Source organism: Saccharopolyspora karakumensis (assembly GCF_004349225.1).
Lineage (GTDB): Bacteria > Actinomycetota > Actinomycetes > Mycobacteriales > Pseudonocardiaceae > Saccharopolyspora > Saccharopolyspora endophytica.
Genome location: NZ_SMLA01000020.1, coordinates 52,048 through 79,002, shown reverse-complemented (window position 1 = coordinate 79,002; position 26,955 = coordinate 52,048). Strand labels below are relative to the sequence as shown.

The 26,955-nt window shown below is 71.9% G+C and carries 19 protein-coding genes; 11 read left to right on the top strand and 8 right to left on the bottom strand.

Features of this window, described 5'->3' with window-relative positions; translation table 11 throughout:
- Position 1: 1 nt before the first annotated feature.
- The 4 genes from E1202_RS15495 to E1202_RS15480 all read right to left on the bottom strand — a co-directional run bounded on the left by E1202_RS15495 (position 2) and on the right by E1202_RS15480 (position 4,303).
- Positions 2 to 1,138, bottom strand: a complete 1,137-nt coding sequence (locus E1202_RS15495; RefSeq protein ID WP_132683827.1) for an AAA family ATPase — start codon at positions 1,136 to 1,138, stop codon at positions 2 to 4.
- Positions 1,139 to 1,400: 262 nt separating this feature from the next.
- Positions 1,401 to 1,973, bottom strand: coding sequence for a molybdenum cofactor guanylyltransferase (gene mobA, locus E1202_RS15490; RefSeq protein ID WP_132683826.1), 573 nt, complete (start codon positions 1,971 to 1,973; stop codon positions 1,401 to 1,403).
- Between the two features lie 45 nt (positions 1,974 to 2,018).
- Positions 2,019 to 3,311 carry an NlpC/P60 family protein gene (locus tag E1202_RS15485; protein ID WP_132683859.1) on the bottom strand — a complete coding sequence of 431 codons (1,293 nt, stop codon included), beginning with the start codon at positions 3,309 to 3,311 and terminating at the stop codon, positions 2,019 to 2,021.
- 149 nt (positions 3,312 to 3,460) lie between these two features.
- Entirely contained in the window at positions 3,461 to 4,303 is an 843-nt protein-coding gene (locus E1202_RS15480) for an SIR2 family NAD-dependent protein deacylase (RefSeq protein WP_408006529.1), read from the bottom strand.
- A 192-nt stretch (positions 4,304 to 4,495) separates the two neighbouring features.
- On the opposite strand from E1202_RS15480, the gene E1202_RS15475 reads away from it, so the two are divergent.
- The 9 genes from E1202_RS15475 (at position 4,496) to E1202_RS15435 (ending at position 18,948) form a co-directional block, all read left to right on the top strand.
- Complete coding sequence (locus tag E1202_RS15475; protein ID WP_132683825.1) at positions 4,496 to 5,884, top strand: MFS transporter; 1,389 nt, start codon at positions 4,496 to 4,498, stop codon at positions 5,882 to 5,884.
- A 1-nt stretch (position 5,885) separates the two neighbouring features.
- A complete protein-coding gene (locus E1202_RS15470) occupies positions 5,886 to 7,952 on the top strand; it encodes a molybdopterin oxidoreductase family protein (RefSeq protein WP_207918658.1) in 2,067 nt (688 codons plus the stop codon).
- Positions 7,949 to 9,364 (top strand): FAD-dependent oxidoreductase, encoded by a 1,416-nt coding sequence (locus tag E1202_RS15465; RefSeq protein WP_132683823.1) that lies wholly within the window; start codon positions 7,949 to 7,951, stop codon positions 9,362 to 9,364. The genes E1202_RS15470 and E1202_RS15465 overlap by 4 nt, the downstream gene beginning before the upstream one ends.
- Positions 9,361 to 11,880 carry a nitrite reductase large subunit NirB gene (gene nirB, locus E1202_RS15460; RefSeq protein ID WP_132683821.1) on the top strand — a complete coding sequence of 840 codons (2,520 nt, stop codon included), beginning with the start codon at positions 9,361 to 9,363 and terminating at the stop codon, positions 11,878 to 11,880. The genes E1202_RS15465 and nirB overlap by 4 nt, the downstream gene beginning before the upstream one ends.
- Positions 11,877 to 12,200, top strand: coding sequence for a nitrite reductase small subunit NirD (nirD, locus tag E1202_RS15455; RefSeq protein WP_132683820.1), 324 nt, complete (start codon positions 11,877 to 11,879; stop codon positions 12,198 to 12,200). Before nirB ends, nirD begins: the two co-directional genes overlap by 4 nt.
- Positions 12,197 to 13,336, top strand: a complete 1,140-nt coding sequence (locus tag E1202_RS15450; RefSeq protein WP_132683819.1) for a uroporphyrinogen-III synthase — start codon at positions 12,197 to 12,199, stop codon at positions 13,334 to 13,336. Before nirD ends, E1202_RS15450 begins: the two co-directional genes overlap by 4 nt.
- Positions 13,318 to 14,004, top strand: a complete 687-nt coding sequence (locus E1202_RS15445; RefSeq protein WP_132683818.1) for a sirohydrochlorin chelatase — start codon at positions 13,318 to 13,320, stop codon at positions 14,002 to 14,004. Before E1202_RS15450 ends, E1202_RS15445 begins: the two co-directional genes overlap by 19 nt.
- A gap of 97 nt (positions 14,005 to 14,101) precedes the next feature.
- Complete coding sequence (locus E1202_RS32200) at positions 14,102 to 14,551, top strand: hypothetical protein (protein ID WP_235878404.1); 450 nt, start codon at positions 14,102 to 14,104, stop codon at positions 14,549 to 14,551.
- 17 nt (positions 14,552 to 14,568) lie between these two features.
- Positions 14,569 to 18,948: an HAD-IC family P-type ATPase gene (locus E1202_RS15435; RefSeq protein ID WP_132683817.1), complete on the top strand. Its 4,380-nt coding sequence runs from the start codon at positions 14,569 to 14,571 to the stop codon at positions 18,946 to 18,948.
- A gap of 160 nt (positions 18,949 to 19,108) precedes the next feature.
- Here E1202_RS15435 and E1202_RS15430 read toward each other — a convergent pair whose 3' ends face one another.
- A complete protein-coding gene (locus E1202_RS15430; RefSeq protein ID WP_235878402.1) occupies positions 19,109 to 20,059 on the bottom strand; it encodes an EamA family transporter in 951 nt (316 codons plus the stop codon).
- Between the two features lie 333 nt (positions 20,060 to 20,392).
- On the opposite strand from E1202_RS15430, the gene acnA reads away from it, so the two are divergent.
- Positions 20,393 to 23,191, top strand: coding sequence for an aconitate hydratase AcnA (gene acnA, locus E1202_RS15425; RefSeq protein ID WP_132683815.1), 2,799 nt, complete (start codon positions 20,393 to 20,395; stop codon positions 23,189 to 23,191).
- A gap of 307 nt (positions 23,192 to 23,498) precedes the next feature.
- Here the strand turns inward: acnA and E1202_RS15420 are convergent, their stop codons facing one another.
- Together E1202_RS15420 and E1202_RS32615 are read right to left on the bottom strand one after the other, a co-directional pair.
- Positions 23,499 to 24,056, bottom strand: a complete 558-nt coding sequence (locus E1202_RS15420) for a class I SAM-dependent methyltransferase (RefSeq protein WP_132683854.1) — start codon at positions 24,054 to 24,056, stop codon at positions 23,499 to 23,501.
- Between the two features lie 383 nt (positions 24,057 to 24,439).
- Complete coding sequence (locus tag E1202_RS32615) at positions 24,440 to 24,574, bottom strand: hypothetical protein (RefSeq protein WP_268952329.1); 135 nt, start codon at positions 24,572 to 24,574, stop codon at positions 24,440 to 24,442.
- A gap of 333 nt (positions 24,575 to 24,907) precedes the next feature.
- Here E1202_RS32615 and E1202_RS15415 point away from each other — a divergent pair, with 333 nt between their 5' ends.
- Positions 24,908 to 25,564: a TetR/AcrR family transcriptional regulator gene (locus tag E1202_RS15415; protein ID WP_132683814.1), complete on the top strand. Its 657-nt coding sequence runs from the start codon at positions 24,908 to 24,910 to the stop codon at positions 25,562 to 25,564.
- Here E1202_RS15415 and E1202_RS15410 read toward each other — a convergent pair.
- Entirely contained in the window at positions 25,561 to 26,901 is a 1,341-nt protein-coding gene (locus E1202_RS15410; protein WP_132683813.1) for a uracil-xanthine permease family protein, read from the bottom strand. The genes E1202_RS15415 and E1202_RS15410 overlap by 4 nt on opposite strands.
- Between the last annotated feature and the right edge of the window lie 54 nt (positions 26,902 to 26,955).

Here is a 26,955-nt window from a genome sequence, read left to right as displayed (position 1 = left end):
CTCACTGGTGCGGTGGCATCGGCGGCTGGCCGTAACCGGGCTGCAAGGCCGGACCGACCGGCGCGGCCTGCTGCTGACCGCCCTGCGGGCGGGCGGAGACCTGCGGCAGCGGCACGGTCTGCAGCACCCGGCCGACGATGTGCTCCACCGGGATGCCGTCGGCCAGTGCGTCGTAGGACAGCACCAGGCGGTGGCGCAGCACGTCCGGCACGACGTCGACCACGTCCTGCGGCAGCACGTAGTCGCGCCCGCGCACCAGCGCCAGGGCGCGGGCGGCGGCGATGATGCCGAGGCTGGCGCGCGGCGAGGCGCCGTAGGAGACCCAGCCGGCGATGTCGGACAGGCCGTGATCGTTGGGCATCCGGGTGGCGACCACCAGGCGGACCACGTAGTCGACCAGCGCGTGGTGCACGAACACCCCGGAGGCGACGTTCTGCAGCCGGATCAGCTCCTCGGGATCGAGCACCCCGTTGGGCTCGGGCGGGGTGACGCCCATCCGGTAGATGATCTCGCGCTCCTCCTCCGCGGTCGGGTACTCGACCGGGAGCTTGAACAGGAAGCGGTCGCGCTGCGCTTCGGGCAGCGGGTAGACGCCCTCGTTCTCGATGGGGTTCTGGGTCGCCAGCACCAGGAACGGCGCGGGCATCGGGAAGCTCTCGCCACCGATGGACACGTGCCGCTCGGCCATGACCTCCAGCAGCGCCGACTGCACCTTGGCGGGCGCGCGGTTGATCTCGTCGGCGAGCACGAAGTTGGCCAGCACCGGGCCGAGCTCGACGTCGAAGCGCTCGCTGCCCTGCCGGTAGATGCGGGTGCCGAGGATGTCGGCGGGCACCAGGTCGGGGGTGAACTGGAGCCGCGAGAACGAGCCGCCGACGACGCGGGCGAAGGTCTCCACCGCGAGGGTCTTGGCGACACCGGGCACGCCTTCGAGCAGGATGTGCCCCTTGGCCAGCAGGCCGGTCAGCATCCGCTCGACCAGGCGATCCTGGCCGACGATGACGCGCTTGACTTCGAAGACGGTGCGTTCGAGCAGCTGCGCATCGCGCGCGGGAGTGCTCGACGAACCCGCCTGACCCGCTGGACGCGCCGCAGCCGCTCCGGCGCCCCCGCTCTCACCGTTGCCGGCCTCGGTCACTTCTCCCAGCCTCCTCGTCGATGCGGCCGTTTCGGGCCGATCAAGATCCTGGCACGCCGCTCGCTCCTCGCGCACGAGGGGGCGCATCGAACGCCCACTCAACCCCATCGGCGGTATGACCGCTGTGAAGCTGAGCCGCATCCATCGTCCCGGCAGGATTTCGGTCTTGCTCGAAGAGCATTGATTTCACTCACCACTGAAGCCATAGATCTTTTTAATATCTCGATCCGGCACTTCCCCGGCTTCGACGCCACGGGCGAGATCAGCGGTCTGGCGTGCGAGCCCGCCGCAGGTCGTGCGGGGTGTCCACATCGGATACCTCAGCTGTGGTGGCATCGATCCGAAGTGGATCCAGCGGCGCGAGAAGGGCTCGGACAGGCCGGTTCCGGACCTCCGCGGGCATCGCCTCGCGCAGGGTCCGCACGCGCCAGAGACCGATGAGCCACTGCGCGCGGCCTCCGGGCCCGGACAGGACGGCTCCCCCCGCCTCGGGATCCTCGCGCAGCGCGGCGCGCAACCGGGCCAACGTGTCCTGGGTGAGGTGCGGGTGATCGGCGGCGAGGATCGCGACCAGCCCGCCGGCGTCGTCGATCATGCGCAGCCCGGCCTCCACGGCCGAGAGGGGTCCTCCCCCGGCCGGTTCCTCGGCCGTCCAGCGGACGGGCGTGGCCGTGGGCCGCTCGGGACCGACGACCACGACGGGATCAGCACCTGCCACGGCGTCGAGCGTGCGGTCCAGCAACGACCGGCCGGCCACCGGCAGCATCACCTTGTCCACGCCGCCGAGCCGGCTCGCTCCCCCACCGGCCAGCACCACCGCCGCGAATTCCGCCACGCGGCAATGCTTGCAGCACCCCCGGTCCGCGGACCAGCCGGGCCGTCAGAGCACCCGCACCGCGTAGGGGGTGATGCCGCCGTAGCGGACCGAGGTGACGCGGACCCGCGAACCCGAGTACGGCGCCTCGACCATCTTTCCGTTGCCCAGGTAGAGGGCGACGTGGTGGATGGCGCCGCCGTCGTCCCAGAACAGCATGTCGCCGCGGCGCATCTGCGACAGCGGGACGCGCTTGCCCGACTGCGCCTGGTACCCGCTGTAGTGGTCCAGCGAGACGCCCGCGCCGGCGAAGGCGTAGATCATCAGCCCGGAGCAGTCGAAACCGATCTTGGCGTAGTCGCCGTAGGAATCGGCCACTCCCCCGTCCCGGATGCCGCGCGTCGGCCCGCGCGAGTTGCCGCCACCCCACGCGTAGGGCATTCCCAGCTGCGACAGCGCTCGGGAGACCACCGTCTCGACGTCACCGGAGACGGCCGGTGCCGAACTGCCCGCCTGGTCGTCGTCGTTGCCGACCGGTTGGGCGGCGGCGGCCTGCTCCTCGCGGGCCTTGTCCTCCTGCCACTGCTGGTAGTCGGCGCGCTGCGCCTGCAGCCCGGTGACGCGGGAGCGAGCGGCGTCGAGCTCGGCCTGCACCGAGTCGCGGTCGGCCTGCAGGCCCTGGGCCTGGGCGGCCTGCTGCGCGCGGGCCTGGATCGCCGTCTGCTGCGCGGCTTCGGCGGTGGCGCGCGCTTCGTCGGCGGAACGCCGCTTGGCCTCGGCCTCGTCGAGCGCGGCGCGGGTGAGGGAGTCCTTGTTGACCTTCTCGATGCGCGCGCGTTCGAGGTCGTCGAGGACGTCGAGCTGGGAGTCGCTGATGGCGTCGAGCAGCGAGGCCCGTTCGAGCATCTCCTGCGGATCGCGGGCCCCGGCGTAGGCGGTGATCGAGCCCAGCTTGCTGCCCTGCCGGTAGCTGCTGGCGGCGAACTCGTCGAGCCGGTGGCGCTGGGCCTCGATCCGGCCCGCGGCCGAGCGCGCCTCGGCGGCCGCCGCGTCGGCGGCGGTGCGGGCCTGGCCGTAGGCGGCCTCGGCGCGCTGGAGGTCGACGCGAGCCTTGTTCGCCTCCTCCATCTTCACCTCGACCTGCGACTGCAGTCCGACGAGCCGGGACTCGGCCTCGGCGAGGCGGTTGGCCAGCTCACCGGCCTGGCCCGCGGTGCGCTGGGCTTCGGCCTTGCCCGCTTGGAGTTCTGCGTCGCTGGGGTTGGGCGGGGGCGGCGGGACGGCCACACCGGTGCCGGTGGGTGCCAGACCGACCGCGCACAGCAGCACCAGCACGCCGATCCTGCGTGCGCCCTTCATCGTCGACAACACCCGTCACCTCCAGCAGATGCACCCGTTCGGGACCGAAACTTAGGCCGAACGGAGTCACAATTAGCCGGAGTTTTGCACTGCTACCCCAGGCGCACCACACGAAACGGGCGCTTCGCTTGCAACGTCAACCACTCGTGTCACATCTGTTCCCACGTGGTGGGATCTCCCCAGGTGCGCAGCGGCTCGGCGGAGTCGATCAGCGGCGCCGCCGCGAGGCCGGGCAGCACCTCGGTGAGCGGGCCCCGCAGGACCGCGTCGGCGATCTCGTCGTAGGGGGTGGGCTCGGCGTTGCAGAGGATCAGCTTCGCCCCGGCCTTGACCGCCAGCTCCGCGAAGGCCGCGGCCGGGTAGACGGTCAGCGACGTGCCAGCGGCGACGAACAGGTCGCAGTCCAGCGACGCGCGCCGGGCCTCGCGCAGCACGTCGGCGTCCAGCGCCTGGCCGAAGAACACCGTCGCCGACTTGAGGATGCCGCCGCACGAGCGGCAGTCCGGGTCCCGCTCGCCCTCGGCGACGCGCTGCAGGGCATCGGTCATGGCGCCCGTGGCACCGCAGTGCACGCACACCGTGCGGCGCATGGTGCCGTGCAGCTCCAGCACGCGGTCGCGGGTCAGGCCCGCGCGCTGGTGCAGCTCGTCGATGTTCTGGGTCAGCAGGGCACCGAGGCGCCCGGAGGCGTCGAGGTCGACGAACGCGTGGTGCGCGGCGTTGGGTGCGGCGTGCCAGGCGGGGTTCTCGGCGCGGGCGCGCCACGCCTGCGCGCGGACGTCCTCGTCGGCGAGGTAGCTGTCGATGTCGCTGAGCCGGGCGGCCTGCGGGTTGCGGGTCCAGACACCGTCCGGGCCCCGGAAATCGGGAATGCCGGAGGCGGTGGACACGCCCGCGCCGGTGAGCGCGGTGATGCGCCGGGCGGCGCCGAACAGTTCGCGAGCGCGCTGCCGGGTCGCGCTGTCGTCGGCCTCCGAGGCTCGTTCCGTCACCTCCACAAGGTGCCACGGACGGGGTCTCCCGCGGAGCACCGGGCCGCCGTGTGTTGCCGGTCACGGCCGTTCTGACCGGGGGCGCAGCGCCCGTGTGATGACCGTTTTTCCTGGCGGTAACGCGCGGCAAGCACCGGGGAAACAGCCGATTCCTACCTTCGGAGCAACCCGTTGAGAGGAGCCGCGTTGACCATGAACGCACGGGCCCCGAGAGGCCGCTGGATCGAGGGCTGGGACCCCGAGAACGAGGACCTCTGGGAATCCACCGGCAAGCACGTCGCACGCCGGAACCTGATCTTCTCGATCATCTCCGAGCACATCGGCTTCTCCATCTGGAGCATCTGGTCGGTCCTGGTGCTGTTCATGGGCCCCGAGATCGGCCTGCCGTTCACCGCCTCCGAGAAGTTCCTGCTGGTGATCACGCCGAACCTGGTGGGCGCGGTGCTGCGGTTGCCCTACGCGGCGGCGGTGACCCGCTTCGGCGGCCGCAACTGGACGATCGTCAGCTCGGTGGCGCTGCTGGTGCCGGCCGGACTGGCCTTCCACTTCGTGCAGCAGCCGGGAACGCCGCTGTGGGTGTTCCTGCTCATCGGCGCCGCGGCCGGTGTGGGCGGCGGCAACTTCGCCTCGTCGATGACCAACATCACGATCTTCTTCCCGCAGCGGTTGCAGGGGTGGGCGCTGGGGCTCAACGCCGGTGGCGGCAACATCGGTGTCGCCACGATCCAGGTGGTCGGGCTGCTGGTGATCGCCTTCGCGGGCAATGCGCACCCGTCGTACGTGGCGGCGATCTACCTGCCGCTGATCGCGGTGTCGGCGGTGTGCGCGGCTCTGTTCATGGACAACGTCGACGCGATCAGGGCCAAGCCGGGCGCGCTGCTGGAGGCGTGCAGCAGCAGGCACACCTGGTGGATCTCCTCGCTGTACGTGGGCACCTTCGGTTCGTTCATCGGCTACAGCTTCGCCTTCGGGCTGGTGCTGCAGACCGAGTTCGACTTCACCCCGCTGCAGGCGGCGAGCTGGACGTTCCTGGGTCCGCTGATGGGTTCGCTGTCGCGGCCGCTGGGCGGTTGGCTGGCCGACCGGATCGGCGGGGCGCGGGTGACGGCGTGGAACTTCGTGCTGATGGCCGTCGGGGTCGCGGTGCTGCTGGTGGCCTCGGCGCAGGGCTCGTTCGCGCTGTACGTCACGGCGTTCATCGCGCTGTTCCTGCTGACCGGACTCGGCAACGGCTCGACCTACAAGATGATCCCGGCGGTCTACGCCGCCGAGGCCGAGAACGAGGTCACCTCCGGCGGCGAGGCCGTGGCCGCCTTCGCCAAGGCGCGGCGGCTCTCGGGCGCGGTGATCGGCATCGCCGGGGCGATCGGCGCGCTCGGCGGCGTGGGCATCAACCTGGCGTTCCGCGCCTCCTACGGCGGCGCGTCGGCCAGCGGCGATGCGGCGCTGGCGGTGTTCCTCGCCTACTACGTGGTGTGCGTGCTGGTGACCTGGGCGGTGTACCTGCGGGGGTCGCTCGCACCGGGGCGGACCGCGGTGCGAGCGCCGGAGAAGCGGACCGCGGAGGCCGGCCGTGCCTGAGGTGCGCACCGTGGCCACCCACTGCCCGTACTGCGCCCTGCAGTGCGGCACCCGGCTCACGCGCGAACGGCGCGGGGTGTCGGTGCGGCCCACGGACTTCCCGGTCAACCGCGGCGGGCTGTGCCAGAAGGGATGGACGGCTCCGGCGCTGCTGGACGTCGACGACCGGCTGCGCCACCCGCTGCTGCGCCGCGACGGCGAGCTCGTCCCGGTCTCCTGGGAGACCGCGCTGGACACCATCGCCGCGCGCCTCGAGGCCCTCCGGTCCGAGAGCGGTCCGGACGCCGTCGGGGTCTTCGGCGGCGGCGGGCTGACCAACGAGAAGGCCTACCTGCTGGGCAAGTTCGCGCGGCTGGCGCTGGGCACCAGCCAGATCGACTACAACGGCCGGTTCTGCATGTCCTCGGCCGCGGCGGCCGGGACCGCGGCGTTCGGGCTCGACCGGGGGCTGCCGTTCCCGGTGACCGATCTCGGTGGCGCGGACGTGGTGCTGCTGGCCGGGGCGAACCCGGCGGAGACGATGCCGCCGCTCATGCAGCACCTGCGCTCTCCGGAGCTGATCGTCATCGACCCGCGCCGGACGGCCTCGGCCGAGCAGGCGGCGCTGCACCTGCAGCCGCTGCCGGGCACGGATCTCGCGCTGGCGCTGGGTCTGCTGCACATCGCGGTGACCGACGGCTTCAGCGACACCGATTACCTCCGCGAGCGCACCCGCGGCTTCGACTCCGCGTGGCAGCGCGCGATGTCCTGGTGGCCGGAGCGGGTCGAGCGCGTCACCGGGGTGCCGGTGTCCGAGCAGCGCCGGGCCGTGCGGATGCTCGCCGAGGCGGGCAGCGCCTACGTGCTCACCGGCCGGGGAGCCGAACAGCACAGCAAGGGCGTGGACACCGTCTCCGGGTTCATCAACCTCGCCCTGGCGCTGGGACTTCCGGGGCGAGCGGGTTCCGGCTACGGGTGCCTGACCGGCCAGGGCAACGGGCAGGGCGGCCGGGAGCACGGGCAGAAGGCCGATCAGCTGCCCGGCTACCGGATGATCACCGACCAGGCCGCGCGCGAGCACGTCGCCGAGGTCTGGGGCGTGCTGCCGGAGGTGCTGCCCGGTCCGGGTCGCTCGGCCTACGAGCTGCTCGACGCGTTGGGCACCTCGGACGGTCCGCGCGCACTGCTGGTCTTCGGATCGAACCCGGCCGTGTCCGCGCCCCGCGCCGAGCACGTCGTCCGCCGGTTGCGGTCCCTGGACCTGCTGGTGGTGGCCGACTTCGTCCCCTCGGAGACCACCGAGCTGGCCGACGTCGTGCTGCCGGTCACCCAGTGGGCCGAGGAGGAGGGGACCATGACCAACCTGGAGGGCCGCGTCCTGCGGCGGCGCCGGTTGCAGGTGCCGCCGGGTCACGCGCGCAGCGACCTGGAGGTGCTGCACGGCCTCGCGACCCGGCTGGGCGAGCCCGGACACCGCTACCCCACCACCGCGCGCGAGGTCTTCGACGAGCTGCGCCGCGCTTCGGCCGGCGGCAAGGCCGACTACTCCGGCATCAGCTACCAACGCCTCGACGCCGGTGAGGCGCTGCACTGGCCGTGCCCGGACGGCGAGCACCCCGGCACGCCGCGGCTGTTCCTCGACAGGTTCGCCCACGCCGACGGCCGGGCGCGGTTCGCGGCGGTGGAGCACCGCGACGCCGGGGACGTCCCGGCGGCGGACTTCCCGCTGACCGCCACCACCGGACGGGTGCTGGCCCAGTACCAGTCCGGAGCGCAGACCCGCCGCGTCGCCGAGCTCAACGATGCCGCGCCCGAGGTGTTCGTCGAGGTCCACCCCGACACCGCCGCTCGCGCCGGGCTCGCCGAAGGCGCGCTGGCCCGCGTCTCCTCGTCGCGCGGCAGCACCATCGCCGCGGTGCGGCTGGTGCCGACGATGCGCACCGACACGGTGTTCCTGCCGTTCCACTTCCCCGGCGAGGGGCGCGCCAACCTGCTCACCGGCGACGCGCTGGACCCGCGCAGCCGGATGCCGGAGTTCAAGGTCAGCGCGGTGCGCATCGAACCCCACCGGGAGGTGGTGACGTCATGAGCACCGCACCGCCCCGCAACCTCCTCACCGGTCGGGTGGTCGTGGTCGGCAACGGCCCGGCCGCCCACCGGCTGGTCGAGCGGCTGCGCGCGCAGGGGCACGGCGGCCCGATCACCGTGCTCGGTGCCGAGGGGCGCGGCGCCTACAACCGGGTGCTGCTCGGCTCGGTCCTCGACGGTTCGCTGCCGGCGGCCGCGGTGACCCTGCCGGATCTCGACGCCGAGGTGCACCAGACCGCCGAGGTCACCGACGTGGATCGGGCGCAGCGCTCGGTGCGCACCGCCGACGGCCGCGAGTTCGGCTACGACGTGCTGGTGCTGGCCACGGGTTCCCGACCGCTGGTGCCCGAGGTCCTGGGGTTGGGAACCGACCGGCTCACCGCGCTGCGCACCCTCGCCGACTGCGCTCGCCTGGAGGCCTCGACGGGTCCGGTCGCGGTGCTCGGCGGCGGGCTGCTCGGGATCGAGACCGCGCGAGCGCTGCTGGCGCGCGGCCGTGAGGTGACGCTGGTGCACCGCGAGCCGTACCTCGTGGAGCGCCGGCTCGACGAGGCCGGCGGCCGGATGCTGGCCCAACGCCTGCGCGCGCTCGGCATCGACGTCCGGACGGGTGTGAAGGCCGCCTCCTACCGATCCGGGACGCTGCTGCTCGGCGACGGTTCCGAGGTGCCCGCCGAGCTGGTGGTGGCCTGCACCGGGGTGTGGCCGGAGGTGGCGCTCGCGCAACGCGCCGGGGTGTCGGTCAACCGCGGCGTGGTCGTCGACGACCGGTTGCGCACCAGCGACCCGCACGTCCACGCCATCGGCGACTGCGCCGAGCACCGCGGCACCACACCCGGTCTGGTGGCCTCGGCGTGGGAGCAGGCCGACGTGCTGGCCGCGCACCTGACCGGGCGCGAGGCCACCTACGCCGGGACGCCGGTGGTCTCGCGGCTGAAGGCTCGCGGCATCGACCTGGCCTCGGTCGGATCGGTGCGCGCCTTGAGCTCCGGGGACGCCGAGATCGTCACGCTCTCGGACCCCGCGCGCGGCCGCTACGCCAAGCTCGCGCTGCACTCCGGGCGGATCTCCGGCGCGGTCCTGCTGGGCTTCCCGGCCGCGATCGCCGCGATCGGCCAGCTGCACGACCGCGACCTGCCGATGCCGGCTGATCGCCTGTCACTGCTGCTGGGCACCTCGGCCGCGGTACCGGGCGCACCGGTGGGACCGCCCCAGGACGCGGTGCTGTGCCGCTGCAACAACGTCACAAGGAAGACCCTGATCAGCGCCTGGCACGCCGGTGCCCGCTCGGTCGCCGAGCTGGCCAGGGCAACGCGGGCGACCACCGGCTGCGGAGGCTGCGTCGACGACGTCGGCCGGCTGTGCAGCTCGTTGGCGGATCGCATCGAAACAGAGAGGGAGGGCGCGGCATGACCCGCACGCTCGTCGTCGTCGGCCACGGGATGGTCGGCCACCGGCTCGTTGACACGCTCCGCGAACGCGATGAGGCCGACACCTGGCGGATCGTCGTGCTCGGCGAGGAACCCCGCCCCGCCTACGACCGGGTGGCGCTGTCGTCCTACCTGGACGGCAAGAGCGCCGAAGATCTCAGCCTGACCGGCCAGGACGTCGTCGACGACCCGATGGTCGAGCTGCGCCTGAACACCGCGGTGACCGGCGTGGACACCGGTGCCCGCGCGGTGACGCTGGCCGACGGCGAGTCGCTGACCTACGACGCGCTGGTGCTGGCGACCGGGTCGAAGCCGTTCGTGCCGCCGGTGCCCGGTCACGCGCTTCCCGGCACCTTCGTCTACCGCACCATCGAAGACCTGGACGCGATCCGCGAGGCGGCCACCGAGGGCCGCGACGGCGTGGTCATCGGCGGCGGGCTGCTGGGCCTGGAGGCCGCGAACGCGTTGCGGCTGCTGGGAATGCGCCCGCACGTGGTGGAGATGGCGCCGAGGCTGATGCCGTTGCAGGTCGACGAGGGCGGCGGGCAGGTGCTGCGCGGTCTCGTCGAGGAGTTGGGCCTGACCGTCCACACCGGATCCGCCACCGCGTCGATCGACGGCGAGGAGCACGTCACCGGCGTCACGCTCGCCGACGGCACCGTCATCGACACCGACCTGGTGGTGTTCTCCGCCGGGGTGCGGCCCCGCGACGAGCTCGCCGAGATCGCCGGTGCCGCACGCGGTGAGCGCGGCGGTTTCCTCGTCGACGAGGCCTGCCGCACCAGCGTCGACGGGGTGTGGGCCATCGGCGAGTGCGCGGCGGTCGACGGCCGCTGCTACGGCCTGGTCGCGCCCGGCTACGCCATGGCCGAGGGCGTCGCCGACCAACTCCTGGAGCTGGGCGAGGGCGCCTTCCCCGGTGCCGACATGTCGACGAAGCTCAAGCTCCTCGGCGTCGACGTCGCCAGCTTCGGTGACGCCCACGGCACCACCGAGGGCGCCCTGGAGGTCGTCTACGCCAACAACGCGGCCGGCACCTACGCCAAGCTGGTGCTCTCCGACGACGCCCGCGTGCTGCTGGGCGGTGTGCTGGTCGGTGACGCCGGTGCCTACGCGGTGCTGCGACCGCTGGTGGACCGCGAACTGCCCGCTCCGCCCGAGCAGCTGCTGCTGCCCGCCGGATCCGGTGTGGACTCCGGCTCGCTGCCCGACGACGCCACCGTGTGCTCCTGCAACAACGTGACCAAGGGCCGGATCACCTGCGCCATCGCCGAGCACGGGCTCACCGGCGTCGCCGAGGTCAAGTCCTGCACCAAGGCGGGCACCAGCTGCGGCTCGTGCGTGCCGATGCTCAAGACGCTGCTGGGCGAGTGCGGCGTGGCGACCTCGAAAGCGCTGTGCGAGCACTTCGGCCAGTCGCGGGCGGAGCTGTTCGAGATCGCGCAGGCCACCGGCATCGGCTCGTTCTCCGAACTGATCACCAAGCACGGGTCGGGACGTGGCTGCGACATCTGCAAGCCCGCGGTCGCCTCGATCCTGGCCAGCCTCGGCAACGGGCACATCCTCGAAGGCGAGCAGGCCGCGCTGCAGGACACCAACGACCGGTTCCTGGCCAACATCCAGCGCAACGGCACCTACTCGGTGGTGCCGCGCATCCCCGGCGGCGAGATCACCCCGGACAAGCTCATCGTGCTCGGTGAGGTGGCCAAGGAGTTCGGTCTCTACACCAAGATCACCGGCGGGCAGCGCATCGACCTGTTCGGCGCTCGGGTGGAGCAGCTGCCGGAGGTCTGGAAGCGGCTGGTGGACGCAGGTTTCGAGTCCGGCCACGCCTACGGCAAGGCGCTGCGGACGGTGAAGTCCTGCGTCGGCAACGACTGGTGCCGCTACGGCGTGCAGGACTCGGTGAGCATGGCGATCCGGCTGGAGCTGCGCTACCGCGGCCTGCGCTCACCGCACAAGCTCAAGTCGGCGGTGTCGGGCTGCGCCCGCGAGTGCGCCGAGGCGCGCGGCAAGGACTTCGGCGTCATCGCCACCGACAAGGGCTGGAACCTCTACGTCGGCGGCAACGGCGGGTTCACCCCGCGCCACGCCGAGCTGCTGGCCGCCGACCTCGACGACGAGCGGTTGATCCAGCTCATCGACCGGTTCCTGATGTTCTACGTCCGCACCGCCGACCGGTTGCAGCGCACCTCGGCGTGGGTGGAAGCGCTCGACGGCGGCCTGGAGCACCTCAGGGACGTCATCGTCGAGGACTCCCTCGGCATCGCCGGCGAGCTGGAAGCCGCGATGCGGCGCCACGTCGACACCTACTCCGACGAGTGGGCCGGGGTGCTCGCCGACCCGGGCAAGCTCTCCCGGTTCGTGTCCTTCGTCAACGCACCGGACGCCCCGGATCCCACCATCCGCTTCATCTCGGAGCGCGGTCAGGTCCGGCCGGGCCCGGTGGTCCTGCCGATGCCCGCCATCGGACCCCACACTCAGGAGGTGCGCTCGTGAACTGGCACCAGATCTGCGACATCGACCTGCTGCTACCCGACTACGGCGTCCCGGTGCTCGTCGGCGACCACCCGGTGGCGGTGTTCCGCACGCACGACGACCAGCTGTTCGCGGTGGGCAACGTCGACCCGTACTGCGGGGCCGGGGTGATCAGCCGCGGCATCGTCGGTGACCGGGCGGGCGAGCCCACCGTGGCCTCGCCGATGCTCAAGCAGGTTTTCTCGCTGCGCACCGGGCAGTGCCTGGACGATCCCGGCACGCGCCTGCCGGTGTTCCCGGTGCGGCGGCGCGAGGCGTTCGTGGAGGTCGCGCTCCCTTGAGCGAAGAACTCACCGGCTACACCGTCGCGGTGACCGCGGCCCGGCGTGCGGAGGAGCTGGGCACCCTGCTCGAACGGCGTGGTGCCCGGGTCGTGCACGGCCCGGCGCTGCGAATCCTGCCGCTGTCCGACGACACCGAACTGCGGAGGGTCACCGACATCTGCGTCGCGCAGCCGCCCGATGTCGTGGTCGCCACCACCGGCATCGGGTTCCGCGGTTGGGTGGAAGCCGCTGACGGGTGGGGCGTGGGCGCGGAGCTGCTGGCGGCGCTGGCCCCGGCGCGGTTGCTGGCCCGCGGTCCGAAGGCGCGGGGTGCGGTGCGGGCGGCCGGGCTGCCCGACCCGTGGTCACCGGACTCGGAGTCCTCGGCAGAACTGCTGGAGAACCTTCTCGGCCAACCGCTGGAGGGTTCGCGGATCGCGGTGCAGCTGCACGGCCAGCCGCTGCCGGACTTCGTCGAGGCGCTGGAGTGCGCCGGGGCGGAGGTCATCGAGGTCCCGGTGTACCGGTGGACGGCGCCGGCCGACATCACCGCGCTGGAGAACCTGCTGGCCGCGGTGTGCGCGCGGCAGATCGACGCGGTGACCTTCACCAGCGCCCCGGCGGCGGCGAGCCTGCTGTCGCTGGCCGCCGAGCGCGGCTGCCGGGAAGACCTGCTGACCGCGTTGCGCGGACCGGTGCTGGCGGCCTGCGTGGGTCCGGTGACGCACGCGCCGCTGGCCGATCACGGCGTGGCGGCGGTGGTTCCGGAGCGCTTTCGCATCGGCGCGCTGGTGCGCGCGCTGTGCGATGCGCTGCCGATGCGCTCTCCGACGCTGCCGGTGGCCGGTCACGACCTCCAGCTGCGCGGGCACGCGGCCATCCTCGACGGCGAGGTCAAGCGGCTGTCCCCGCAGGGCACAACGCTGTTGCGGGCGTTGGCCGAACGGCCGGGCCGGGTGGTCTCGCGGCGGGCGCTGGCCGAGGCGCTGCACTGCGCGGGAGGGGTCGCCGACGAGCACGCGGTCGAGCAGGCCGTGGCCCGGCTGCGCTCGGCGCTGGGCGCGCCGCAGCTGGTGCAGACCGTGATCAAACGCGGATACCGACTTCCGCTGGAACCGATGAGGGACTCCCCGCGATGCGCCGATCACCTGTGAACCCGCCGTTGCTGCTGGTCGCCCACGGAACCCGCGACCCGGGAGGCCCGCGGGTGATCACCGAGCTGGCCGAGGCCGCCTCGGCGCGCCTGGACGTGCCGGTGCACGTGGGCTACGTCGACGTCATCGGCCCGACCGTGGCCGAAGCGCTGGCGTCGATGCCCGGCCCGGTCGTGGCGCTGCCCGCGTTCCTGGCGGCCGGGTACCACGTGCGCGTCGACCTGCCCGAGCAGATCCAGGCCACCGGCCGCGAGGACGTGACGATCACCGATCCGCTGGGTCCGGCACGGGAGATCACCCGGGCCCTGCTGGACCGGCTGCGCGCGGCCGGGTGGAGGCCGGGCGATCGGGTGCTGTTCTCCGCGGCGGGTTCCTCCGACGAGCGCGCGCTGTCGGACGTGCGCACCGCCGCCCGGCTGCTGGGCCGTCGCTGCGGGCAGTGGCTCTTCCCCAGCTACATCACCACGGCGAGACCGGCGACCGAAGGGGTGTGCGGCCCGGGCGATTTCATCGCGCCCTACCTGCTGGCACCGGGGCTGTTCCACCGCCGCCTCGCCGACCTGCCGGTCGCCGGGGTCGCCGATCCGATCGGCGTCCACCCGGCGGTGATCGACCTCGTCGCCCAGCGATACCGATCCGCCCTGCGTGACGACGTCTTCGCGGCCTGATCGACCGAGACGGCTGCGGGTAGGCCGTTCATCCGACGGATGTGCTCCGTTCGTCGTAGCATTGGTTGGTTGTCGCTTCCGCTAGGAGGTCGTCGCCATGGCCAGCACCACCACCGGATCCGCGCAGCGCGGCCGGAGGCAGCCGACGTCGAAGCAGGGTCGCTCGTCGGCGTCCACGTCGAAGCAAGGTCACTCGTCGGCGTCCACGACGAAGAAGACGTCCTCGCCGGCCAGGACGTCCGCCCGCGCCGAGTCGACGTCGCAGCAGTCCTCGAACTCCTCGGGTGCCTCGATCCCCGTGCCGTACGTGACCGCGCAGCTGCACACCGGGCACATCCCGTTGCCCGAGATCCCCGGGCGCAACGAGGTCGCCTCGACGGTGACCGCCGTGCGCGGCGCGCTGCCCTCCCGCAACCAGCTGCTGTTCTACAGCGGGCTGACGGCCGCGGCGGCGCTGAGCGTCATCGAATGGCCCGTCGCCGCCGCGATCGGCATCGGAGCAGCCGTGGTGCAGCGCAACGCGCACCAGGGCGACGAGTCGGCCTGATCGCGCAGGGGGTGCCGATGCTGCGCTGGCTGCTGTCGCAAGCCGCCGAAGTCGCCGCACCGGTGGTGCAGGCTGCCCGCGCGGCCACCACCTCTCCCGCGGACCGCCGCGTCTGGCGCGGACACGAGCGCAGCCACCTCGAGATGCGGGGTGCCCACCTCCCGGACAACGCCGACGCCGTCCGCGAGGTGCAGCGCCGGTTGAGCGAGCTCGCCGGGGTGCGCAGCGCCGAGGTCAACGGGGTGCTCGGGCGGGTGGTCGTCGAGCACGACCCCGAACTGCCCGACCTCACCGAACCCTCGCGGATCATCGGCGAGGTCGAGACCGGTTTCGGGTTGGGGGACCAGGACGTGGCGCCGCGCAGCCGGCGGCACCCGGGCAACGCCGAGGCCGTGCTGCGCGACGCCGGCGCGTTGGCCGTGAGCGCGCTCGGCGTGGGCTACGCGGGACTGGGCGCGCTGCTGCCCGGGCGGTTGGTGTCGCCGCTGGTGCCCGCCGCGGTGTCGCTGGTCGACTCGGTGCCGTGGATGCGCGCTGGCCTGCAGCGCGTGGTCGGACGCGGGCCGCTGGACCTGGCGCTGGCGCTGGGCGGCGCTGCCGGGCAAGGCCTGTCCGGGCGTCCGCTGGGTGCGCTGACCGATCTGTGCGGGCGCTTCTGCTCCGCGCGCGAGACTCTCGCGCGGCACCAGGCCTGGCAGCACTGGGAGGACGCGCTGCCGCACGCCTGCCCCGCGCTCGCGCACCGGCCTCGTCCCCGCCCGGTGCCCGACGGTCCCGTGGAGCGGGTCGCCAACGCCTCGGGCGGTGCGGCGCTGGGCGGTGCTGTCACCGTCTACGCGCTCTCCCGCGCTCCGCAGCGCGCGCTGGCCGCGCTGCTGGCCGCGGTGCCCAAGCCCGCCATCGGCGGGCGCGAGGCGTTCGCGACGACGTTGAGCACGTCGCTGGCCTCGCGGGGCGCGCTCGTGCTGGAACCGGACGCGCTGCGGCGGCTGGACCGCGTGGACGCGGTCGTCTTCGACGCTCCTGCCCTGCTGAGCGGGCGGCGCGTGGTCGACTCGGTGATCCCGCTGGACGACGACGCCGACTCCGCGGAGCTGTTCACCCGCGCGGGCGAGCTCGTCGACCCCGCCGATCCCGCCGCGCACCGCAGCAGCGGGAGCTGGTCGGTCGCACCGCTGGACGCCTCGGTCCATCCGCCGCAGGTCCGACGCGCGGCGAAGGCCGAAACCGCCTGCGGTGCGACTGTTCTCGGCCTGATCCACGATGGACGGACAGTGGCGCTCGTGGTCGTGACCGACGAGCTCGACCCGCTCGCCGAGGCCCTGGTCGACACCGCGCGCTCAGTCGCCGCCGACGTCCTCGTGACCGGGAAGGGACTGGAGCGCAGGCTCCCGGTCGACGGCGCGATACCCGGCGGTGCGGAGCTGGTCGACTTGGTGCGCGCGCTGCAGGACGACGGCGCCGTCGTCGCGGTGGTCTCGCACCTGGACGGAGACGGCCTGGCCGCCGCCGACCTCGGCATCAGTCTGTCCACATCGGACTCATCCGCCTGGGCCGCGGACGTGATCTGCCCGAGCGCCGCGGTTCTCGACCTGCTGCTGGGATCGGCCGGGGAGGCTCGGTCGGCGAGCAGGTACGCAGCGGGCATCTCGGCGACGGGCGCGCTGCTGGGCGCGCTGTTCGCCGCGTTCGGCCCGGCCGCCGGCGCCCCCGCCCGCGCGTCGATGCCCGTGCACGCCGCGACTCTGGCGGCCTACGGAACCGGCGCCTGGGTCGCCCTCCGGGGCACGACCAGACCGCCGCCGCTCCCCCGCGAGCGCACGCCGTGGCACGCTATGCACGCCACCACCGTGCTGTCCACACTGGACACTTCAGAGCGAGGGCTCTCCGCGTCCTCGGCCGCAGAGCGGCACCGCCCCTCCGACGACGGGCACGCCCCGGTGGGCGTGTTCGCGGCGACGATCGAGGGGTTGATCACCCCGATCACGCCGGTGCTAGGCGCGGGCGCGGTGATCTCCGCGGGTCTGGGATCGATCGTGGACGCCGGGCTGATCTGCGGAGTGCTGCTGGCCAGCGCGCTCATCGACGGTGTCCAGCGGGCCGCCACCGACCGCGAGCTCAGCAAGCTGCTGGCCTCCGGCCGAACCCCGGCCCGGCGACGCCGCGGGGGCACCACCGAGATCGTCTCCTCCGACGAGCTCGTCCCCGGCGACGTCGTCGAGCTGCGCGCGGGCGACGGCGTGCCCGCGGACTGCCGCTTGTTGTCGGTGGAGTCGCTGGAGGTCGACGAGTCCGGGCTGACCGGCGAATCCCACCTCGTCGCCAAGACCGCCGCACCCACCACCGCTCCTGCGGTCGCCGACCGCACCTGCATGCTCTACCAGGGCACGGTCATCGCCAGCGGTACCGGCGTCGCGGTGGCCGTCGCGGTCGGTTCGCACACCGAGCTGGGCCGCACCACCGCACAGGTCACCGGCACCGACGAGTCCACCGGTGTCGAAGCGAGGCTGGCTGAGCTGACCAAGAAGGTGCTGCCGGTCTCCGTCGGTGCGGGCGCGCTCCTGTTCGCCTCCGACCTGCTGCGCGGCGTGCCGATGGGCCAGACCGTGGCGCGCTCGGTCGGGCTGGCGGTGGCCGCGGTGCCGGAGGGCTTGCCGTTCGTGGCGACCCTGGCCGAACTCGCCGCCGCGCGCCGGATGTCCAAGCGCGGCGTGCTGGTGCGCAGCCCCGCCACGATCGAGGCGCTCGGCCGGGTCGACGCGCTGTGCTTCGACAAGACCGGCACGCTCACCCAGGGCCGGATCGCGCTCGGCGAGGTCTCCGACGGCCGCGGCTCCCGCGGCGTGCACGAGCTGCAGAGCGCGCACCGGGAGGTCGTGGCCGCCGCCCTGCGCGCCACCCCGCGCCCGCAGGACGACCACCCGCTGCCGCACCTGACCGACCGCGCGGTGCTCGACGGCGCCTGCGAGATCGGGCTGACCGCCGACGGCGAGGTGCTCGCTGAGCTGCCGTTCGAGCCGTCGCGCGGCTTCCACGCCGTGCACACCGACCGGCTGCTGTCGGTCAAGGGTGCCCCGGAGGTGGTGCTGGACCGGTGCGGGAGCTGGCGGCGCAACGGGTCGTCGCGCTCGTTCGACGCCGAGGCCCGCGCCGACGTCGAGGCCGAGGTCGAACGGCTGGCGCTGCGCGGTTTCCGGCTGCTGGCGGTCGCCGAGCGCCGGGTGGGCGAGGACTACGAGCTCACCGAATCCGACGTGGACGAGCTCGAACTCGTCGGCCTGCTCGGTCTGGCCGATCCGGTGCACGCCACCGCTGCCGACGCCGTGGAGCAGCTGGGCCGCGCGGGTGTCGACGTCATCATGATCACCGGTGATCACCCGAGCACGGCCGAGGCGATCGCGGCCGAGCTGGGAATGCTCGGTGACAAGCGGGTGCTGTCCGGAGCCGAGCTCGACGAGCTCGACGACGAGCAGCTGGCGGGCGAGGCGCCCAAGATCGCGGTGTTCGCGCGGGTCACGCCGGCGCAGAAGGCGCGCATCGTGCGCTGCCTGCGCGACGCCGGACGGGTGGTGGCCATGACCGGCGACGGAGCCAACGACGTGCCCGCGATCAACCTCGCGCACGTCGGGATCGCGTTCGGTTCGCGCGCCACGGCGGCGGCCCGCGACGCCGCCGACCTGGTGGTCGCCGACGACCGCATCGAAACGCTCACCGACGGCATCGTCGAGGGCCGGGGCATGTGGACCTCGGTGCGCGAAGCGCTCGCGGTGCTGCTCGGCGGCAACCTCGGCGAGATCGGCTACGCGCTGGGCACCGGGCTGATCAGCCCGTCGGCCGCGCTCAACGCCCGGCAGCTGCTGGTGGTCAACATGCTCACCGACGTGCTGCCCACGATCGCCATCGCGGTGCGACCACCGGCCGACCGGACCCCGGAGAAGTTGCTGGCCGAAGGACCGGAGGCGTCGCTGGGCTCCGCGCTGGCCCGCGAGGTGGGCGCGCGGGCCGTGGCCACCGCCTCGGCGGCGGGGCTGGCCTGGGCGCTGACCCGGCCGCTGGCCACCGCCGCCCAGGCCCGCACGGCCGGGCTGGTCGCGCTCGTGTCCGCTCAGCTGGCGCAGACGCTGACCTCGCGCGGGCGCACGCCGCTGGTGGTGCTGGCGGCGACGGGCTCGGTGCTGGTGCTGTTCGCGCTGGTGCAGCTACCGGGCGTCAGCCAGTTCTTCGGCAGCAGCCCGCTGCTGCCGCACCAGTGGGCCATCGCGCTCGGCGTCTCCGTGGCCGTCGCCGTGGCGATGCGGGTGTGGCAGATGTGGCCGGTGGGGCGCTCGCTGATGCCCCGACCTGCGGAATTGGGTGCGGGTTCACCCGGCGGACACCTGGCTTCCGAACCGGGCTAACCCGCTTGCTCCAGAGTCGGAGGCGTCGAAGCACCACTGAACGGGACGAGGACGCAACCGATGCCTGCTTTCCTGACCCACATCCTCACCGCAGCGGCCATCGCGCTGATCGAGACGCTGGTCGTGCACCTGGTCAAGTCGGCGCTGCGCACCGCCTGAGTCACGGCGCCGGCGAGCCGACCGGGCCGGTCAGCGCACCGGCGTCGCGATCGGCGGGCGCGGCGCGTTGCGCCACGTAGGCGCCGAGAAGGATCAGCGCTCCGCCCACCAGTTGCGGCGTTCCCAGCGCCTCCGCCAGCAGCACCCACGCCAGCAGCGTGGCCACCACCGGTTCGAGGAACGCCACGCCACCGGCGACCTGCGGCGACAGCAGGCGCACGGCGACGATCCCGGTGAGATAGGCCAGCACGGTGGATCCGACGACGACCCACCCGACGGCGGCCATCGCCGGGACGTGGTGCCCGGCCAGCTCCACCTGACCCGCCAGCAACGCGATGTCCATCTCCCACGGCCGCGCGATCGCGGTGACCACCGCAGCGCCCAGCAGCAGGCCGAACCCGGCCAGCGCGAACGGGTCGACGTCCGCCGTCGAATCGGAGAGCAGGAAGTAGGTGGCTTGGCACGCGGCGGCGCCCAGGCTCAGCAGCAGGCCCAGCGGGTTGAAGCTCAGCCCCGAGAACAGCTCGACCACGCACGCCAGGCCCACGACCGCCAGCAGCACGCCGATCACCGCGGAGCGGCTCACCGGCGCGCGGCGGACGAACCGGATCCAGCCCAGCACCAGAACCGGGCCCAGGAACTCGATCAGCAGCGCCACGCCGACCGGGATGGTCGCGATCGCGGCGAAGTAGCAGACCTGGACCCCGGCGACGGAGAACAACCCGTAGCCGAGGATCAGGCGCGGGGCGCGGCGCAGCACCGGCAGGTGGCGCAGCAGGACCGGCAGCAGGAGCAGCGCTCCCCCGGCCAACCGCAACCAGGCCACGTGCAGCGGGCTCAGCCCGGCGTTGATCAGCGGTTTGGCGAACGGTCCCGATCCGCCGAAGAAGATCGCGGAAGCGACGGCCACCGGTAGGCCGATGGCGCGGGGATCACGAGTCGGTGAGCGCACGGGCACATCGAAGCACGCCGAACCACAACTCCGGTACTGGCGTGCCACACCGCCGGAAGGCGGCACTTTCGCCCTCGCGAGGCCCCGTGCCGGCAACATCGGCCTCGCCGGTGTTCCAGAACGGAAAACGCAGCGTCCCCCGGTGGAAACACTCGCTCTTTTTGACGAGAAGCGCATAAGTGATCGACAGTCAGGTCACCCTTTGTTGAGCGGTTTTATAGGACACGCGTACTGTTAGCGGTGAAGAGCGCGAGTCCCCGCGCACGCTCAGCTGACGTGCGCGAGACTCGCAATCGTTCCCGAACTTGCGCCCGTCGCGAGATGGAGTTGAACGTGACTGCACCTGCGAGCAAGGACAGCTTCGGCGCACGCGGCACGCTGAACGTCGGCGACGCCTCTTACGAGGTGTTCCGGCTCAGCGCCGTCGAAGGTGCCGAGCGGCTGCCCTACAGCCTCAAGATCCTCCTGGAGAACCTGCTGCGCACCGAAGACGGTGCCAACATCACCGCCGACCACGTGCGCGCGCTGGCCGGCTGGGACTCCAAGGCGGAACCCGCCACCGAAATCCAGTTCACCCCCGCCCGGGTGATCATGCAGGACTTCACCGGCGTTCCCTGCGTCGTTGACCTCGCCACCATGCGTGAGGCCGTCGCCGACCTCGGCGGCGACACCTCCAAGGTCAACCCGCTGGCGCCGGCCGAGCTGGTCATCGACCACTCGGTGATCATCGACGTGTTCGGCAGGCCTGACGCCTTCGAGCGCAACGTCGAGTTCGAGTACGGCCGCAACAAGGAGCGCTACCAGTTCCTGCGCTGGGGCCAGGGCGCCTTCGACGAGTTCAAGGTCGTCCCCCCGGGCACCGGCATCGTGCACCAGGTCAACATCGAGCACCTGGCCCGCACCGTGATGTCCCGCAACGGCCAGGCCTACCCCGACTCCTGCGTCGGCACCGACTCCCACACCACCATGGTCAACGGCCTGGGCGTGCTGGGCTGGGGCGTCGGCGGCATCGAGGCCGAGGCCGCGATGCTCGGCCAGCCGGTGTCGATGCTCATCCCGCGCGTGGTCGGCTTCAAGCTCACCGGTGAGATCCCCGCCGGTGCCACCGCCACCGACGTCGTCCTCACGATCACCGAGATGCTGCGCAAGCACGGCGTCGTCGGCAAGTTCGTCGAGTTCTACGGCTCGGGCGTCGCCTCGGTGCCGCTGGCCAACCGCGCCACCATCGGCAACATGAGCCCGGAGTTCGGCTCCACCGCCGCGATCTTCCCGATCGACGACGAGACCGTGCGCTACCTCAAGCTCACCGGCCGTCCGGCCGACCAGGTCGCCCTGGTCGAGACCTACGCCAAGGAGCAGGGCCTGTGGCACGACCCGAGCCACGAGCCGGAGTACTCCGAGTACCTCGAGCTGGACCTGTCCACCGTCGTGCCGTCGATCGCCGGTCCGAAGCGCCCGCAGGACCGCATCGTGGTCTCCGAGGCCAAGCAGTCGTTCCGCACCGCGCTGACCGACTACACCGCCGCGCCCACCGATGACGCGGCCCTCGACGAGGCCGGCGAGGAGTCCTTCCCCGCCAGCGACCCGGCGTCGATCAGCCCGCACGCCAAGCCGGAGCTGGTCTCCGCGGCCAACGGGTCCAACGGCCGGATCTCCAAGCCGGTCAAGGTCGCCTCCGACGAGCTGGGCGAGTTCGAGCTCGACCACGGTGCCGTGGTGATCGCCTCGATCACCTCCTGCACCAACACCTCGAACCCCTCGGTGATGCTCGGTGCCGCGCTGCTCGCGCAGAAGGCCGTCGACAAGGGCCTGACCCGCAAGCCGTGGGTCAAGACCTCCATGGCCCCGGGCTCGCAGGTCGTCACCGACTACTACGAGAAGGCCGGCCTGTGGCCGTACCTGGAGAAGCTCGGCTTCCACCTGGTCGGTTACGGCTGCACCACCTGCATCGGCAACTCCGGCCCGCTGCCGGAGGACGTCTCCGCCGCCGTGCAGGAGAACGACCTCACCGTCACCTCGGTGCTGTCGGGCAACCGGAACTTCGAGGGCCGGATCAACCCCGACGTCAAGATGAACTACCTGGCCTCGCCGCCGCTGGTCATCGCCTACGCCCTCGCGGGCACGATGGACTTCGACTTCGAGAACGACCCGCTGGGCAACGACACCGAGGGCAACCCGGTGTACCTGCGCGACATCTGGCCGTCGCCGCAGGAGGTCCAGAAGACCATCGACTCGGCGATCACCAACGAGATGTTCACGTCCTCCTACCAGGACGTGTTCAAGGGTGACGAGCGCTGGCGCGCGCTGCCCACCCCGGAGGGCGAGACCTTCGAGTGGGACGCGCAGAGCACCTACGTCCGCAAGCCCCCGTACTTCGAGGGCATGCAGATGGACCCGGCCCCGGTCACCGACATCTCCGGTGCCCGCGTGCTGGCGCTGCTGGGCGACTCGGTCACCACCGACCACATCTCCCCGGCCGGTGCCATCAAGCCGGACTCCCCCGCGGGCCAGTACCTGTCGGAGCACGGCATCGACCGCAAGGACTTCAACTCCTACGGTTCCCGACGGGGCAACCACGAGGTGATGATCCGCGGCACCTTCGCCAACATCCGGCTGCGCAACCTGCTGCTGGACGACGTGCAGGGCGGCTACACCCGGGACTTCACCCAGGAAGGCGCTCCGCAGGCGTTCATCTACGACGCCGCGCAGAACTACGCCGCGCAGGACATCCCGCTGGTCGTGCTGGGCGGCAAGGAGTACGGCTCCGGTTCGTCCCGCGACTGGGCCGCCAAGGGCACCGGCCTGCTGGGCGTGCGCGCCGTCATCGCCGAGTCCTTCGAGCGCATCCACCGCTCGAACCTCATCGGCATGGGCGTCATCCCGCTGCAGTTCCCGGAGGGCTCCTCGGCCAAGTCGCTGGGCCTGGACGGCACCGAGACCTTCGACTTCTCCGGCATCACCAAGCTCAACGACGGTGAGACCCCGGAGACCGTGAAGGTCACCGCCACCAAGGCCGACGGCTCCCAGGTGGAGTTCGACGCCAAGGTCCGCATCGACACCCCCGGTGAAGCGGACTACTACCGCAACGGCGGCATCCTGCAGTACGTCCTCCGCAAGATGATCCGCTCCTGATCCTCCTGCTTTATCGGGCAGGATCTTTGAAGAAGCGCCCGGTAGGAGCCACAAGCTCCTGCCGGGCGCTTCTTCCTTTGTGTTCAAGACTCTGTGGTCGATGTGCTCAGCTGTGCCGGAAGCGGAACCTGAGCGGAGCCGTGGACTCCGTGCGCCGCGACTTGTGGATATCCAAATACACGGCGTCACGGCGTACTCGCCACAGCGCCGCTCAGAACCCGCGGCGGTGCCGGCACCTCAGGTGGGGTGAAGAGAAAGCACCGTCGGTGCTTGCCTGATGGCGCTTGCCTGGCGAAGTTCGGTTGCCTCAGGGGAGGTTCGGCCTGCGGCAGACGTAGGTCCTGGCCGGGGGGGCGTTGCGCCAGACCGTGCGGGAGGTGATGACCTCGTCGAAGCTGACGTCGAGGCGGCGGCGGAACTGGCGGGCGCCGGACATGCCCAGAGCGTGCAGGTAGGCGAAGGTCGTGAACGCGCCGCCGGGGGTGAGCACCGAGCCGACCTGCTGCAGGATGTCGTGCTGCAGCTTGGCCGGGAAGATCGACCACGGCAGTCCGCTGACCACGGCGTCGACCCGGTCGATGCCCGCGGCCGACAGCAGCGCTCCCAGGTGCGAGGCATCGCCCTGGATGACCTCCAGCCACGGAAGAGCGCGGTTGAGGTGTTCGACCATGCCCGAGTCCAGCTCGATCGCCACGTGCCGGCCGCCCGCGGGAAGCCGGTTGGCGATGGCGGCGCTCAGGGCGCCCGTGCCGGGGCCGAGCTCGATGACCACGGGACTACCGGTGCGCGGCACCACCGAGGCGATCTCGCGCGCCAGGTGCGGCGAGCTCGGCGCGACCGCACCGACCTGACCGGGCTTGCTCACCGCGCGCTGCAGGAAGGTCCGGTAGTTCTGCAGCACCGACGCGCCCCCTCCACCGCTCCCCGGCCCCGCAGCGGGCGTCGTCGGGGTGTCCGGACTGCTGGGCGTGTGTGGAGAGGTCACGGATGCCTTCCCGATCGGTGAAGCCGGTCGTTGGTGCGCACCAGCCTATCGGGCGATCTGCGACCGGGCGCACAGCAGTGCCGCACACCACGGGGCGCCAGGAGAAGATCAGGAATCCCGCAATTCACCGGGAGGTGCTCGACCGGTCGCGGAAAAGAGACGCCGAATTGCGCCGAAACCTGTAACGAAGTGCGTTCCAAGAACGATTGCGAAAGCTTCACGGGCTTGTCCCGAGCGGGAACAAGCCCGTGCGCGCGCTTACCTCAGGCGATCTGCCCGGCGGGCTCGATGACCTGGTCCGGGGTCTCGTCCGAACGCCTGACCCAGCTGGTCAGCGCTCCGGCCGCACCCAGAAGAACGATCGCCTCGGCCGCCAGGGCCACCCACACCGTTGCCACTTACTTGCCTCCCTCCTACTGTCCGCCCCGCCTTCCGAACGCGCGCACGCACATACCCGCCCAAGCGGGTCGATCGGAAGAAGGTTTGGGTAATAACCCGGTACGAACCAATCCTACGGCCGTGTTTCGGGACTTCCCAAACCAGGCAGATGTAATGTGCACGACACTCGAACAGCCGATCACCGCAGCCGCCGAATCAGCCACGTGCGGGTGAACGTTGCAGGTAGTGCGATCGTTCGCCCCGCAAAGCAAAATGGACGTCGCTCATCCCCTTAACGGAGTACCCGGCATGCGACAATCCGCCCGAAGCACAACAGGGCCGAATCGAGGATCATGACCACCGAAACGACGCCGCGACTGCGCGCAGACGCACGCCGAAACCGGGACCGGATCATCACCGCCGCCCAGGCCGTGTTCACCGAACGCGGTACCGAGGTACCCATGGAGGAGGTCGCCCGAACCGCCGGTGTCGGGGTCGGCACCCTCTACCGCCGATTCCCCGATCGGGACTCGCTGATCCGGGCCGTCGCCCACGACGCCTTCAGCTCCGTGCTGGAAGACACCCGCGCGACCATCGAGCAGGAGCCCGACGCGTGGCGCGCGCTCAGCCAGATCCTGCACCGCGGCATGGCGCTGCGCACCGTGGTCCGGTTGACCGTCCTGTCCTCCAGGGCGCGGGCGCTCATCAACGCCGATCCCAACACCGAGGCCGTGAACAACGAGTTCATGGAGCTGGTCGACGGCCTGGTCAAGCGAGCCCAGGCCGATGGAACGCTGCGCGACGACGTCAGCACCGGCGACATCGCCGTGCTGAGCTCGCTGGCGCTGCAGGGAGTGCAGGCGCTGCCCGAGGAGCTGCGCACGGTGGCCCCGGCCCGCTACATCGCGGTGCTGCTCGACGGGTTGCGCGCCGACAACAGCCGCCCGCTGCCGGGCCGGCCGATCTCCGCGCAGGAAGTCGTGGTTCGCACCCCGGAAGTGGACGTCTAGCTCCGGCGTACCACGCCCGCGCGCAGCAGGTGGTAGCCGAGCAGGGTCACCACCGTGCCCAGGGCGATGCCGCTGAACTCGAACGACGGGGTGATCTGCAACGACACCCCGCCGATGCCGGCGACCAGTCCGGCGGCCAGGGGCAGGAGGTTGACCGGGTCGGCGAAGTCCACCCGGTTCTCCACCCAGATCTTGGCGCCGAGCAGGCCGATCATCCCGTAGAGCACCACGGTGATGCCGCCGAGCACACCACCGGGTGTGGCGGCGATGACCGCGCCGAACTTCGGGCACAGCCCGAAGGCGATGGCCACGATCGCCGCCACCCAGTAGGCGGCGGTCGAGTACACGCGGGTGGCTGCCATGACGCCGATGTTCTCCGCGTAGGTGGTGGTCGGCGGGCCGCCGACGGCGCTGGACAGCGCGCTGGCGAAGCCGTCGGCGAAGATCGCGCGACCGAGGCTGCCGTCGAGCTCGCTGCCGGTCATCTGCTCGACGGCCTTGACGTGCCCGGTGTTCTCGGCGATGAGCGCGATGACCGCCGGGAGCACGACGATGATCGCGGCCAGGTCGAACGAGGGCGCGTGGAACTGCGGCAGCCCGAACCAGGGCGCGTCGGCCACGCCGCCCAGGTCCAGCCTCGGGTGGGTGCTGACGTTGCCGTCCGCGTCGGGCGCGGTGATCGGGCCGAAGACCGCGTCGAACGCCCACGACAGCGCGTACCCGCCGACCAGGCCGAGGAAGACGGCGACGCGCCCCCAGAAGCCGCGCAGCAGCACGCTGGCCGCCAGCACGATCACCATCGTGATCAGCGCTACCCACTGGTCCTGCGGCCAGTAGGTCTCGGCGACCACGGGCGCGAGGTTGAAGCCGATCAGCATGACCACCGCGCCTGACACCGCCGGCGGCAGCATCCGGTGGATCGCCGCCGGACCCGCGAAGTGCACGATCAACCCGACCGCGCCCAGCACGAGCGCGCAGATCAGGATCGCGCCGGTGACCGCCGAGCTGTCCCCGCCTCCGGCGCGGATGACGGTCACGGCCCCGACGAACGAGGCGCTGGAACCGAGGTAGCTGGGGATCTTGCCCTGCACGATGAGCAGGAACAGGATCGTGGCCACGCCCGAGACCATGATCGCCAGGTTCGGGTCCAGTCCCATCAGGACCGGGAAGACGAAGGTGGCGCCGAACATCGCCACCACGTGCTGGGCGCCGAGCCCGATCGTCCGGCCCCACGAGAGCCGTTCGTCCGGCGCGACGGCTTCACCGGGGCGCGGTGTTCCGCCGTCGCCGTGCAGTCGCCAGCCGATGCCCAGCTTCGAGCCCAGTCCCTGCCGCATGGCGAGCCTTCCTGTTCCACCCGCAGCGCGGGACCGCTAGATCGAGCGGAACTC